Genomic DNA, 13,398 nt, shown 5'->3' with positions numbered 1-13,398 from the left:
TAATTGCGTAAATCTTTACCATTTGCATTATCAAAGGACCGTTCATTTTTTGATTCATTAGGTGACTGGATGGGCGATGTTCTTTATGATGAATTACCAGAAAAGGGCTTTGAATGCCGTGATGAGCAAATCTTTATGGCTTATCAAATAGAACAAGCACTAAAAGAAAAAAATGTTCTCTTTGCAGAGGCAGGAGTGGGAACTGGCAAAACGATCGCTTATTTGCTTCCAGCTATTTCCTACGCACGTTACACAGGGAAACCTGCGTTGATTGCTTGTGCAGATGAAACATTAATCGACCAACTTGTAAAAGAGGGGGGCGATATTTATAAACTCCAAAAAACGTTAGGACTTGATATTGATGTTCGTCTAGCAAAATCGAGAGATCAGTATTTATGCTTAAAACGCTTTGAGGAAGCAGAGAAAGTGGAGTCGGATGAATGGATTGATGATATTTCCTTTTCTATCCCTGATGGTGTTTATGCACAAGGTTCGATGATTGCTGTTCATCCATATGGGGAACGCAGTGATTATCCAACAGTCAGTGATGAGGATTGGCAAAAGGTTAATTACAATTCGATTATGCAATGTTCGGTTTGTGACCTTCGTAATCGCTGTGGGCAAACATTGCATCGCTCTCATTATCGAAAATCAACCGATCTTGTTATTTGTTCACAAGATTTTCTAATGGAGCATTTAGCTACAAAGGAATCTCGTGAGCGTGAAGGTCAGTTAGCATTACTGCCTGAGGTATCAATGATGGTGCTGGATGAAGGACATTTATTGGAGTATGCTGCGCAAAAAGCGATGACCTATAAAGTACAGGCGACGACTATCGTGCAATTATTGGAGCGCTTGATGGTAGATGGTGTACGCGAGCGCACACTGTATGCAATGGAGAAATTACAGGATGATCATGAACTATTTTTTGATCAGCTTCGTGATGATATCGTTGCTTCTAATGAAGATCGCAAACGCATAAACAAATCAAAAACATTGCTTGCTTACGGGAAGCAGTTAATAGATGATGTAGAAACATTGATGGAAGAATTCGTTTTTGAATCAGAAATGTACATGATTCCTGAATATGAGCTAAATATGGCGGAAGAATATTTAGAACAATATGAGGCTTCGTTGCGTATTTTCATCGCACAGGGAGATGCAGTAGATTGGTTAGAGGAAACAGATGGTGAAGAAACGCTCGTCATTATGCCTCGTTTAATCACAGAAGTTTTAGCAGAAAAATTATTCTCTAAAAAGCTTCCAATCGTCTTTTCTTCTGCCACTCTATCGGTCAATAAAGACTTTTCTTATATTGCCTATAGTTTAGGAATTCGAGATTACCAATCATTTTCTGTACCATCCCCATTCGACTATGAAGAGGTTATGAAAATCTATTTACATGAGCTTACACAACGAGACAAAACAGCGCGTGTTCAGCAGTTGCTGCGTGATGGCGAGCAAACGTTGATTTTGTTTAAATCGAAGCAAGCCATGCTAAACTTCAAGGCAGAATTACCACTAATGGAACGTATGTATGTAGCATTTGAGGGAGATCGAGAGCTATCAGCCATTGTTCGAGACTTCCAGCAAGGAACAGTTAAAACATTATGTTCATATCATTTATGGGAGGGGTTAGATTTGCCTGAGGAAGCATTAACACGTGTGATTATTTATGATTTACCATTTCCTCCACAGGACCCATTATTTGATGCGAAACGTACATTTGCCGAAAACCCATTTGAGGAAGTGGAATTACCTTTCATGCAATTACGCTTGCAGCAAGGGATGGGGCGCTTAATTCGTACATCGAATGACCATGGTGATATTCACATTTTATTAAATGAAGATGAACAAAAGCAGCGCGTAGCCTTTGAAAATATAGTAGCAGTTGTACCAGAAATAAAATAAAAAGAAGCGAGTTTACCCAAACGGTAAGCTCGTTTTTGTTATATCGAAATAACATTATGTGTGTAGTTAAATTATGGATCTTTAAAAAACTGTTGAATATTTCTCTTTTAAGCTATATAGTTCTTTGTAATGCAACGAAATCTTGTGAAAGAATATATTTTTTATATTGAAAATAATTTCACAAAAGGTTTATAATAATGACAAAGATTTTTAAGAATAGTCAAATTGCTTGCTGACTATTCCTTGATAGGGGGCTTAAACCTGTCGAACATTCAATCATTGTGTAGAAAATATACAAATCTATCGGCAACGGATATTGACAAGTTAATAGAAATAGAGGCTACGCTAACGTATTATGCTGAGTTGACTGATTGTTACATGTTCATAGATTGCCTGTTGGAGAATTTACCGCATGCAATTGTTGTGGCAGAGGCATTCCCAAAGAAAGAGATTGGTTTATACGAAAAATCAGTTATCGGAAAATTCGTATTTGAAAGTTTTGAACCAGCCGTATTTGCTGCGTTTAAACATAAAGAAAAATCATCCATTTCCAGAGCAATTACGCAGGAAGGCATAACGGTGGAGCAAAATGTCATTCCAATTTTTAATGAGCAGCAGCAAGTAATTGCTGTGTTGATTCAGGAAAAAATGGTGAAGATGCAAACGACACCGAAGGATGATTTTCAAAATATGCCGTTTGCATTAATTGAGCATATTGTCGAACCTAATTCTCAACCAATTCCAGTTGTTTCTGATTTACTCGTAGAGTCGATTATTCTCACAAATCACGAAAATAAAGTGATTTATAGTAATCCAGCAGGCTATCATTTTATTTCGGAGCTATCTGGATTAGAAAATTTTGACAATATAGCGTTGGATAAAATCTTACCTTTTTTACAGGAGGTCTATGATAAAGGCGACGATGTCTTTTTCTTAGAAATTACGATTGATCGTAAGTCCTTTATTGTGAAGAAGATTCCTATTCGCAGTCATAACGAGAAAGTCACGCTACTCATTATTCATGATCTAACAGAGCTTAAGCTGAAAGAAAATGAGCTAATGATGAAAACATTTGCGATACGAGAAATTCACCACCGCGTGAAAAACAATCTTCAGACAGTGACAAGTCTATTACGTTTGCAAATGCGCAATGATCTGTCTGCTTCAAATGCAAGTGCGTTTCAAGAGGCATTAAATCGAATCTATAGTATTTCATCGGTGTATGAGCTGATTTTAGAAAATGAAGATAACGCTGAAGAAAGAGTAGACGTTATCGCATTAGCTAAAAAAATTGGTCATAAAATGATTGGTACGTCTAATACAGCAACTATTCAACTAGCCTTTCATCATGAAAATTTGCAGCTGTTCTGCCATTCAAAAAAGGCAGTCTCTTTAGCACTCATTATTTGTGAGCTACTGCAAAATGCATTAAAGTATGCGTTTATCGGACGTGATGAAGGAATCATCGATATTCAATTCATTCAGGAAGATTCTACAATTTCGCTTCATATTTCTGACAACGGCGTTGGAATGCAAGAGGTGAAGGCATCTTTTGGTATGGAGATTATCACAAGGCTTGTAGAATATGATTTAGCTGGCTCATTTTCAATTATCCCTAGTAATGAAGGTACACATACTCAAATTCAGTTCCCTGTAAGTGAGGAGGTATTTATCGTAAATGACTAGGAAAGTTATGATTGTCGAAGATGAATCACTGATTGCGATTGATTTGAAGTTTATGTTAGAAGATAACGGCTACGAAGTTGTAGCTCAAGCGAACAATGGGGAAACAGCCATTGAATTAGCCTTTTTACATAAACCACAGTTAATCTTAATGGACATTAAAATGCCTAAACTTGACGGTTTAAAGGCAAGTAAAATTATTGAACAACAGCTTGGTATACCCGTTCTTTTCATCTCGGCCTATAGTGAAAAAGAATTGTTGCTATACATGAAGCAGGATAATATATTAGGATATGTAATGAAACCGTTTTCTGAAAAAAATGTGTTGCCTGTGCTTGAGGTTGCTTTTCATCAAATTGATAAATTCAACCGTCTCAATGGGGAGATCTTACATAAGCAAACACAATTAGATAAGCGAAAAGTCATTGAACGAGCGAAGGGCTTGCTGATGCAGGCTGAAAATATAAGCGAGGACGAAGCTTACCGTAAGATTCGCAATGAAAGCATGCAAACACAACAGGAAATGGTGCATATTGCACAGCAAATTATTAACAACTTACAAGTCAATAGTTGAAGCAAAGGCGCTTTAAAGAGATTTCTTCTTTAAAGTGCCTTTTTTTATATAAATTTATAAATAAAAAAGGGGTGATGAGTAAGATGGCAATGATAGGAACGGTTATCGTTTATATTATTATGATTTGTGCTGTTTTAGGGGCAATCGGAGCTATCCGAGATGCTGAGTATGGAATTGGGAAAGAATTTATGAATGGGATCCATACGGTTGGTCATATTTTTGTCCCAGCAGCAGGGATCATGGCAGCTATACCTTACTTAACATGGTTTATTAGTCATTTTATTAGTCCGATTTTTGAGTTAATTGGTGCAGATCCTGCGATTGCAGCGACTACGATTTTAGCCTCGGACATGGGTGGTTATCAATTAGCCAATGCATTAAAGGAGTCTTATGAGGGATGGGTAATGGCTCTTGTTGTTGGTTTTATGTCAGGTGCTACTATCGTATTCTCAATTCCAATGGGCCTTGCGATGTTGGATAATCGTGATCATAAATACATGGCGCTAGGAATTATGGCTGGCGTTTTAACAATTCCGATTGGTGCATTTATTTCTTCGATCATGATTGTGCTATTCAACACAGAAGTACGTGAAGTCATTAGTACAACAGAGGCTCCTACATATGTATTTGCCATTTCTGTTTTACAAATATTAATTAACTTACTACCTTTATTCATTTTCGTTATCTTAATCGCACTAGGCTTAAAGCTTATTCCAAACGGCATGATTACTGGCTTCATGGTATTCGGTCGTGTAATGGATGCGGGAATTAAACTGGTGTTAGTGTTCTCTATTGTTGAGATTTTTACAGGTATTTTTACAAAGATTTTTGGCGCGTGGGGCTTCGATCCAATCATGGCTGATGAAATCGATCAGTTCCGAGCATTAGAAACAGCTGGTTATATCGGGATTATGCTAGCGGGTGCCTTCCCAATGGTGTATCTAATTCGAAAGTATGCTTCCAAGCCACTTGAAGCAGCTGGTAAAAAATTAGGCTTATCCTCTGTAGGAAGTGCTGGGATTTTAGCAACGATTGCGAATATTTTAGCGATGTTTACACTAATTCGCCATATGCCACCAAAAGACAAAGTAATTAACATTGCATTTGGTGTATGTTCCGCCTTTTTATTAGGTGATCACTTATCATTCACGGCGAACTTCCAGCCAACCATTATTTTACCTGTTATTGCAGGGAAGTTTTTAGCGGGTGTTATTGCGATTATTTTAGCCTATAAGCTTTCAGTACCAACTGCATTAAGGTTGGAAATTGAAGATCGCAAGGCTGGCATTATCAAAGAAGGCGAGTATTTAACAGATCAAAAATCTTAATTGATTAAAAAGTGAGGTGATGACGTGTGAGTGAAGAGAAAAAACGATTTATTCAGGAGTTTGTGCCGGGTAAACAGCTAACATTGAGTCACCTTATTGCCAATCCTGATCCAGAAATGTTTCAAAAGCTAGGTATTCAAGAAGCAGGTGCCCTTGGCATTATGACTTGTACGCCAAGTGAAACGGTAATTATTGCAGGAGACTTAGCAACAAAGGCTGCCAATGTCAAACTAGGATTTTTAGATCGTTTTACAGGTAGTCTCGTTATTGTTGGTAGTGTGTCAGAGGTAGAAATGGCGATGTTAGAAATCAATCGTTTTTTATCCGAGGTATTAGGTTATACACCGTCAAAAATAACAAAATCATAGGATGTGTCATATGAAAAATCGAGTAATGATAATAGGCGGTGTGCAAGCAGGAAAGTCAACATTGATGAATACATTGTTGGGCAAAGAAAGCAGTGCCAACAAAACACAAGCACTCGTTTATGATGACTGGATTGTTGATACACCAGGTGAATATGTTGAAAATCCAATGTATTACAGAAATATTATGGCAACATCTTTGGAAGTAACCCATGTGATTTACTTGCAGGATGCCACATCAGCAAGGAGTGTATTCCCTCCGCAATTCAGCTTAGGGATTCCCAAAATACAAATAGGGGTTATTACCAAGATTGATGCCCCTGATGCAGATGTAGAAAGGGCTACCGCCTTATTAAAAAATGTTATGACGCAGGGCCCTATCGTGAAAACCTCTTCATGGCAAAAGCTTGGCATTGAATGGATTGAACCATTGATTCAACTCCAGACAAATGAAGAAATTCAACAATTTGTTAAGGAAAGCGATAGTCCGTATCTCATGTATTGCTCACAGTAGCGAGAGGGAGGTGTAGGGTGAAAACTGAAAAAATATTTAGTGCAGGCATTGATATTGGGACAAGTACCACAAAAATGGTTGTCAGTAGTTTTCTGTTAAAGAATGTGGCTGGCGTAACACATGTGCCAAGGATTGAAATTATTGAGAAAACGGTGTTGCATCAAAGTCCAATTATTAGAACCCCTTTTATCAATAAAGACATCATTGATATGAAAAAGATAGAGGAATTTATTTCTCAACAGTATCAATTGGCACAAATTGCTCCATCTGATATTGCAACAGGGGCCATCATCATTACTGGTGAATCAGCCACGAAGGAAAATGCAAGTGAGGTTGTCCATACCATTGCAGATGGCGCAGGTCATTTTTTAGTTGCTACCGCAGGTCCTGATTTAGAGGGCATCATTGCTGCCAAAGGGGCAGGTACTTTACAGCAATCAAAGAATTCATCCAAAGTCATCGCCAATATCGATATTGGTGGAGGGACAGCGAATATTGCTGTTATGCAGTTTGGAGAGGTCATTGGTACATGTACCTTACATGTTGGTGGTAGATTGATTGAGTTTAAGGATGGCAAGATTCAATCAATTTCTCCGCCACTCATGCGATTGATGGAACGATGGGCTAATCCGTTAGCTGTCGGTGATGCGGCCGAAGATATTCGAGTGACACATTGTCTTGAAGAAATGGTACAAACACTTGCCATGATTCTTCATGGGCAATGCAGAGATGAAAAGCATCCATTATTACTAGGGCATTTACCAAACTGGCATAAACCTGTGGATGCCATCGTTTTTACGGGTGGAGTGGCCTCTTGTATTTATGAAAATGAATGTACCCAGCGTCAATATGATGATATTGGTGAAAAATTAGCGAAAATGCTACTTCAGCATGAACAGCTACAATCATTTTTATGGTTACGACCAGAGGAAACAGCACGTGCAACAGTGACTGGTGCTGGTACACAAACCACTGAAATCAGTGGGGCAACCATTCAGGTGGATGCACAAGTATTACCACTAAAAAATGTACCTGTCTTCAATTGTCATATAGATCCTTCAACAGACTTCAACTCGACGGTGAAGACAGCAGTAGAGAGAGCAAATGATCTATTTTCTATACAGGACAATCGTTCGCCATTTGCCCTCTATTTTAGTGAATTGCCCTATTTAAGCTTTCAGGATGTACATGCATTGTGTCAGGCCATTTTGCTACATTTGGCGACAAGATGCTCTAAGGACATACCAATTATCATAGTCATTCAATCAGATTATGCAAAGATTATTGGACAGACCATACAAGCCATAAATGCGACAGTATCAATTATTTGCATTGATCAAATTAAAGTGGAAACGGGCGATTACATCGACATTGGAGAGGTTCTGCCATCTGGCGTCGTTCCTGTTGTGGTGAAGACCCTTGCCTTCCATTCAAAGTAAGGAGGATGAATGTGAACTTATCGGTGATATTTGGTGGAGAAAAATATAATTTTAAATCATTAAAAGATGTTATGGCTAAGGCCAATGAAGAAAAATCAGGCGATCAGCTAGCAGGTATTGCCGCTGAGACGGTTCAACAACGGATCGCAGCAAAGGCAGTATTAAGTGAGCTTTTAGTTAAAGATATCCGCGAAAACCCATTAGTGCCACAAGAAAATGATGAGGTTTCACGCATTATTGAGGGCGATATTAATGAGCAAATATATGGAGAAATCAAAAACTGGAGCATCGAGCAGCTGCGTGAATACATTTTATCAAATGACACGGGTGATCGTGAATTAAAGCGTTTAAGTAAAGGGATGAATTCCGAGATTATTGCCGCTGTTACAAAACTAATGTCCAATTTAGATCTTGTACATGCAGCCAATAAAGTTGAAATACTTTCAACGTGTAATATTACGATTGGTCAAAAAGGGACGCTGTCATCTCGTCTACAGCCAAATCATCCGACAGATAATATTGATGGCATCATCGCCTCTCTAAAAGAAGGACTGTCCTATGGTATTGGGGATGCTGTTATCGGCATTAATCCTGTAGATGATTCAGTTGAAAGTGTCAAAAAAGTGCTTACGGCTACAAAGGAATTCATCAATGATTGGTCCATTCCTACGCAAAACTGTGTATTAGCTCATATTACAACACAGATGAAGGCAATTAAACAAGGCGCCCCAGCAGATATGATTTTCCAAAGTATCGCAGGCACAGAAATTGCTAACCGTTCGTTCGGTATTTCTGCTGATTTAATAAGAGAAGCAGAGGAGCTCATTAAAAAACAAGGAACAGGTACTGGTCCAAATTTATTCTACTTTGAAACAGGTCAAGGCTCAGAGCTATCGGCAGAGGCACATATGGGCATTGACCAAGTAACACTGGAATCGCGCAATTATGGATTTGCTAGACATTTTAATCCTTATATTGTGAACACTGTAGTTGGCTTTATTGGCCCAGAGTATTTATACAACAATAAACAAGTAATTCGAGCAGGTCTCGAAGATCATTTCATGGGCAAAATGCATGGTATTCCTATGGGAGTAGATATTTGCTATACCAACCATATTAAGGCAGACCAAAATGATGTGGAAGATTTAAGTGTATTGCTGACAGCTGCTGGTGTTAACTTTATTATTGCTGCGCCAATGGGCGATGACGTGATGCTCAACTATCAATCGATGAGCTTCCATGATGTGGCTACATTACTCCAAACATTTGGTAAAAAACCAGCACCAGAGTATTTAGCATGGTTAGAGAAAATGGGCATTTATGAAAATGGTCGACTGTCAGCAAGAGCTGGCGATTTATCCATTTTTGAAAGGTAGGTGAGTCAAGTGAATGATCAATTAGTTTCTATGATTACACAGCTTGTCATGGAGAAGATGGAGAAAAGTACAGGTAGCCAAACACCTGAAATAGCAGCTACTCCAACAGAACAACCACTTATTAAATTTTATGATACAGTAGAAAATCGTTTTTCAGGAACAACAGAAGCTATAGCAACATCACAGGAGCCATTAATTCAGCTGTATCAGCATGGAGCTCCACAGCAAGTAACGACGGTTACTTCTGCTACTTTCGAACAACCAGTAAATGACGCTGTGCCGATCAAGCCCTTTCAGTTTGAGGCGGGCTCGTTAAGTGAAAGTGTGCAGGCTGCTAAGAAACATACACCTGCTCGTATTGGTGTAGGAAGAGCAGGGACAAGACCGAAAACGAAAACCTGGTTAAAATTCCGACTTGATCATGCTGCTGCGGTAGATGCTGTATATGGCGAAGTGACAGAAGATCTTTTACAAAAGCTTGATGTCTTTCAGGTCACAACGAAAGTCACAGATAAAGAAGAATACATTACAAGACCTGACTTAGGGCGTCGTTTATCAGAAGAATCAAAGGCATTGATTCAGCAAAAATGTAAACCACAGCCAAAGGTACAGATTATTATCTCGAATGGCTTGAGTGCAAGTGCGATTGAGGAGAATGTTCAAGATGTTTACTTAGCCCTTCAGCAAAGTCTTAGCAATTTAAATATTGACATTGGTACTACGTTCTATATCGATAAAGGGCGTGTTGCTTTAATGGATGAGATTGGTGAGCTGCTACAGGCAGAGGTTATTGTTTATCTAATTGGTGAGCGTCCAGGGCTCGTATCAGCAGAATCGATGAGTGCATATTTATGCTACAAGCCAAGAATTGGGACAGTGGAAGCGGAACGTATGGTAATTTCAAATATCCATAAGGGTGGTATCCCACCATTAGAAGCGGGAGCTTATCTTGGCACAGTCGTAGAAAAAATCCTGCGTTATAAGGCAAGTGGCGTAGAGCTTGTCGCAAAAGAAGGTTAGGAGGCTGAAATATGTATCCTCAAAAAATTATGGCGCAAATCTTGGCGATGCAAACCATTCCAAGAGTCAACAGTGAACTAGCAGAGCAGTTAGATTTAAAGCCACATCATCATAGCATTGGGCTTGTCACACTGACAATCGACGATGTTGGCTATGTTGCCTTAGATGAGGCGACGAAAAAGGCAGATGTCGATGTTGTTTATGCAAAAAGCTTTTATGCTGGAGCGGCACATGCGTCTGGTCCATTGTCAGGTGAAGTAATTGGCATTATTGCTGGAAGCTCACCTGATGAAATTCGTAGTGGTCTTGATGCCATTCAACAAAAAATTGAATTTGATACGTATTTTGAAGCCATTAATAATAATGACAATCATGCCTTGTTTGCCCATACCGTGGCAAGCTGTGGGACGTATCTTGCTGAGCTTGCAGATGTAAAGGTTGGCACCCCACTTGCTTATTTAATCGCACCGCCGCTTGAGGCAGTTGTTGGATTAGATGCAGCATTAAAGGCTGCAGATGTTGAGCTAAGGGTTTTCTTTGGTCCTCCATCTGAAACCAATTTTGGGGGCGGCTTATTAACTGGCAGTCAATCTTCATGCGAGGCTGCGGCACATGCATTCAGAGAAGCTATTGAAAATATAGCTAGAAACCCAGTGATCTAGAAGGGAGGCGGCTTTATGGCCACATTAGACAAAGACTTATTAGCGATTCAGGAAATGAGAGATGCCGTTAAACATGCTAATACAGCACAGGCTGCCTATATGCAATTTTCACAGCAACAAGTAGACAACATTGTAAAGGCTGTCGCGGATGCTGCCTTTAAGGAAGCAGACCGTTTAGCAAAAATGGCTGTGCAAGAAACAGGAATGGGTATTCCTAACCATAAAAAGATGAAAAATGAAGTAGCTTCACGAGATGTCTATGAAGATATTAAAGAATTAAAAACAGTTGGTATTGTGGGCTATGATCGGATGAAAAAAGTAGCCGAAATTGCAAGTCCTTTCGGTGTTATTGCTGGTATCGTACCAACAACAAATCCAACCTCTACAGCGATCTTTAAGACACTTATTTCTTTAAAAACGAGAAATGGTTTAGTGCTTAGTCCACACCCATATGCAGTGAAATGTACAAAAGAGGCTTTAGATATTTGTCGAGTAGCTGCTGAAAAAGCAGGTGCGCCAGAAGGATTACTACAATGTTTAACAATGTCCTCCATGGAGGCAACACAGCAGCTAATGAAGCACCCAAACATCCATTTAATTTTAGCTACGGGTGGTGGTGCATTGGTCAAGGCGGCCTATAGCTCTGGCAAACCTGCCTATGGGGTTGGGCCAGGAAATGTACCAGCTTATATTGAAAAATCGGCTAATATTCAAAAATCTGTACGTCAATTGGTGCAAAGTAAATCGTTTGATAATGGCACAATCTGTGCAACAGAACAAGCCATTATTGTGGATAAGGTGATTGCAGAGCAAGTGCAAACAGAATTAAAGAAAAATGGTGCCTATCTATTAAATGCCGAAGAAAAAGCTAAAATGGAAAAATTGATCTCACCAGTTCCTGGGAAAGTAAATCCCCAGATTGTCGGTAAATCAGCTACTTGCCTAGCAGATTCTGTCGGTATTACGGTACCAGACGATACAAAAGTTCTTGTGGGCTTCGAAACAATGATTGGTAAAAATATTCCATTTTCTCTTGAAAAACTATCACCAATCTTTGCGCTTTATGTTGTTGAAAACAGTACAGAAGCCAAGCAGGTGATGATTGACCTATTAAATATTGGAGGACGCGGACATACATGCTCAATTCACACTGAAAATGCAGCATTAGCAGAGCAATTTTCTGTCGAATTACCAGTATCACGAATTGTGGTTAATACATTATCCTCAATTGGTGCAGTAGGTGGCACAACGGGCTTAGCACCATCCTTTACATTAGGCTGTGGGACATTTGGCGGCAATATTACGTCAGACAACATTACAGCAAGACATTTATTAAATATCAAACGTATGGCGTATGGCATTAAAGATGTTGAAGTGCCAAAACCAGAATTCGAAGTACAGTCCGTTGTTGAATCGGTAGTTTCACAAGAACCTACTCTTGATACAACGATGGTTCAACAAATTGTCGATCAAGTATTAAAACAAATCACATTACAAAATAAATAAATTATTTGGAGGAATGACAAATGAGTACAGCATTAGGAATGGTAGAAACAAAAGGTTTAGTAGGAGCAATTGAAGCAGCAGACGCAATGGTAAAGGCAGCAAGTGTTAATTTAGTAGGCAAAGTACATGTAGGTGGCGGGATCGTAACAGTTCTTGTACGTGGTGATGTAGGTGCAGTAAAAGCAGCAACAGATGCAGGGGCAGCAGCAGCACAACGTGTAGGAGAGCTATTATCTGTCCATGTAATTCCACGTCCACACCACGAATTAGAAATGATTTTACCAAAAGCAGAAGCATAATTTCATGTTCTTTCAAACGCTATAGATGGAAAAATAACTACCATTTATAGAAGAGAGCTGGATCTAACTTTAGAACAGCTCTCACCTTGTCCTGATAAAATAATCAACAAAATAAAGAGGTGGCTAACATGACAACAGCAACAAAAACTTTTCCAGTGGCCATTTCGGCTCGTCATATCCATCTAAGTGAAGCGGATTTACAAGCACTTTTTGGTCCAAATGCAACCCTAACGAAAGATTTCGACTTATCACAGCCAGGGCAATTTGCTGCAAAAGAGCGCGTCTCTATTGAGGGACCTAAAGGCGTTATTCATAATGTCCGTGTCCTTGGACCTGTAAGACCAGCAACCCAAGTAGAGGTAAGCCGCACTGATGCCATGAAGCTAGGAGTGACACCACCTTTACGCCAATCAGGTGATATAGACAATTCTGCGGGCATTAAAATACTTTCGCAAGACAAAGAAATAGAGATCCAGCAGGGAGTCATCATTGCGCAAGCGCATATTCATATGACTGAGGAAGATGCCAAAGCATTGGAAGTACGCAATAATGAAATAGTTTCAGTGGAAGTTGTAAGTGATCGACCTGTCACTTTCCGAGGTGTCGTTGTACGTGTTTCAAATGATTTTAGTCTGGAAATGCACATTGATACGGATGAAGCAAATGCTGGTTTTATCAAACAGCAGGCACAGGGTAAATTAATAAAAGTATCATCGTAAGG

At 39.3% G+C, this 13,398-nt stretch carries 13 protein-coding genes; all 13 read left to right on the top strand.

What is annotated here, in order from left to right; genetic code table 11:
- Nucleotides 1-3: 3 nt before the first annotated feature.
- The 13 genes from HXV90_RS08000 (at nucleotide 4) to HXV90_RS07940 (ending at nucleotide 13,396) form a co-directional block, all read left to right on the top strand.
- On the top strand, nucleotides 4-1,911 hold the full coding sequence (locus HXV90_RS08000; protein WP_269898775.1) for an ATP-dependent DNA helicase: 1,908 nt from the start codon (nucleotides 4-6) through the stop codon (nucleotides 1,909-1,911).
- 225 nt (nucleotides 1,912-2,136) lie between these two features.
- Nucleotides 2,137-3,597 carry a sensor histidine kinase gene (locus HXV90_RS07995; RefSeq protein WP_257961383.1) on the top strand — a complete coding sequence of 487 codons (1,461 nt, stop codon included), beginning with the start codon at nucleotides 2,137-2,139 and terminating at the stop codon, nucleotides 3,595-3,597.
- Nucleotides 3,590-4,168 carry an ANTAR domain-containing response regulator gene (locus tag HXV90_RS07990; RefSeq protein ID WP_004269312.1) on the top strand — a complete coding sequence of 193 codons (579 nt, stop codon included), beginning with the start codon at nucleotides 3,590-3,592 and terminating at the stop codon, nucleotides 4,166-4,168. The genes HXV90_RS07995 and HXV90_RS07990 overlap by 8 nt, the downstream gene beginning before the upstream one ends.
- Nucleotides 4,169-4,251: 83 nt before the next feature.
- Nucleotides 4,252-5,496: an ethanolamine utilization protein EutH gene (gene eutH / locus HXV90_RS07985; protein WP_269898774.1), complete on the top strand. Its 1,245-nt coding sequence runs from the start codon at nucleotides 4,252-4,254 to the stop codon at nucleotides 5,494-5,496.
- 26 nt (nucleotides 5,497-5,522) lie between these two features.
- Complete coding sequence (gene eutS, locus HXV90_RS07980; RefSeq protein ID WP_004269314.1) at nucleotides 5,523-5,864, top strand: ethanolamine utilization microcompartment protein EutS; 342 nt, start codon at nucleotides 5,523-5,525, stop codon at nucleotides 5,862-5,864.
- Between the two features lie 10 nt (nucleotides 5,865-5,874).
- On the top strand, nucleotides 5,875-6,375 hold the full coding sequence (locus HXV90_RS07975; protein WP_269898773.1) for a EutP/PduV family microcompartment system protein: 501 nt from the start codon (nucleotides 5,875-5,877) through the stop codon (nucleotides 6,373-6,375).
- 17 nt (nucleotides 6,376-6,392) lie between these two features.
- Nucleotides 6,393-7,814: an ethanolamine ammonia-lyase reactivating factor EutA gene (locus HXV90_RS07970; RefSeq protein ID WP_269898772.1), complete on the top strand. Its 1,422-nt coding sequence runs from the start codon at nucleotides 6,393-6,395 to the stop codon at nucleotides 7,812-7,814.
- A gap of 5 nt (nucleotides 7,815-7,819) precedes the next feature.
- Nucleotides 7,820-9,190, top strand: coding sequence for an ethanolamine ammonia-lyase subunit EutB (locus HXV90_RS07965; protein ID WP_008176446.1), 1,371 nt, complete (start codon nucleotides 7,820-7,822; stop codon nucleotides 9,188-9,190).
- Between the two features lie 9 nt (nucleotides 9,191-9,199).
- On the top strand, nucleotides 9,200-10,210 hold the full coding sequence (gene eutC / locus HXV90_RS07960; RefSeq protein WP_269898771.1) for an ethanolamine ammonia-lyase subunit EutC: 1,011 nt from the start codon (nucleotides 9,200-9,202) through the stop codon (nucleotides 10,208-10,210).
- Between the two features lie 11 nt (nucleotides 10,211-10,221).
- Nucleotides 10,222-10,872: an ethanolamine utilization microcompartment protein EutL gene (gene eutL / locus HXV90_RS07955; protein ID WP_269898770.1), complete on the top strand. Its 651-nt coding sequence runs from the start codon at nucleotides 10,222-10,224 to the stop codon at nucleotides 10,870-10,872.
- Nucleotides 10,873-10,887: 15 nt separating this feature from the next.
- Nucleotides 10,888-12,378, top strand: a complete 1,491-nt coding sequence (locus HXV90_RS07950; RefSeq protein ID WP_054550778.1) for an aldehyde dehydrogenase family protein — start codon at nucleotides 10,888-10,890, stop codon at nucleotides 12,376-12,378.
- Nucleotides 12,379-12,398: 20 nt separating this feature from the next.
- Nucleotides 12,399-12,677: a BMC domain-containing protein gene (locus HXV90_RS07945; RefSeq protein WP_004269321.1), complete on the top strand. Its 279-nt coding sequence runs from the start codon at nucleotides 12,399-12,401 to the stop codon at nucleotides 12,675-12,677.
- Between the two features lie 128 nt (nucleotides 12,678-12,805).
- The gene (locus HXV90_RS07940; RefSeq protein WP_269898769.1) at nucleotides 12,806-13,396 is read left to right on the top strand and encodes a phosphate propanoyltransferase; all 591 of its coding nucleotides are present in this window, start codon (nucleotides 12,806-12,808) and stop codon (nucleotides 13,394-13,396) included.
- The last annotated feature ends 2 nt before the right edge of the window (nucleotides 13,397-13,398 follow it).

The sequence above is a fragment of the Lysinibacillus sp. JK80 genome (genome assembly GCF_027557635.1).
GTDB classification, from domain to species: domain Bacteria; phylum Bacillota; class Bacilli; order Bacillales_A; family Planococcaceae; genus Lysinibacillus; species Lysinibacillus capsici.
The sequence above is the reverse complement of the archived record's forward strand: the minus strand, read 5'-3'. Positions and strand labels throughout refer to the sequence as shown.

Excerpts from the sequence above, each read along its gene's own strand:
- HXV90_RS07990 (WP_004269312.1), top strand. The coding sequence starts at position 3,590 with ATGACTAGGAAAGTTATGATTGTCGAAGATGAATCACTGATTGCGATT.
- HXV90_RS07975 (WP_269898773.1), top strand. The coding sequence starts at position 5,875 with ATGAAAAATCGAGTAATGATAATAGGCGGTGTGCAAGCAGGAAAGTCA.
- HXV90_RS07950 (WP_054550778.1), top strand. The coding sequence starts at position 10,888 with ATGGCCACATTAGACAAAGACTTATTAGCGATTCAGGAAATGAGAGAT.
- HXV90_RS07940 (WP_269898769.1), top strand. The coding sequence starts at position 12,806 with ATGACAACAGCAACAAAAACTTTTCCAGTGGCCATTTCGGCTCGTCAT.
- eutL (WP_269898770.1), top strand. The coding sequence starts at position 10,222 with ATGTATCCTCAAAAAATTATGGCGCAAATCTTGGCGATGCAAACCATT.
- eutH (WP_269898774.1), top strand. The coding sequence starts at position 4,252 with ATGGCAATGATAGGAACGGTTATCGTTTATATTATTATGATTTGTGCT.
- HXV90_RS07965 (WP_008176446.1), top strand. The coding sequence starts at position 7,820 with ATGAATGTGAACTTATCGGTGATATTTGGTGGAGAAAAATATAATTTT.
- HXV90_RS07945 (WP_004269321.1), top strand. The coding sequence starts at position 12,399 with ATGAGTACAGCATTAGGAATGGTAGAAACAAAAGGTTTAGTAGGAGCA.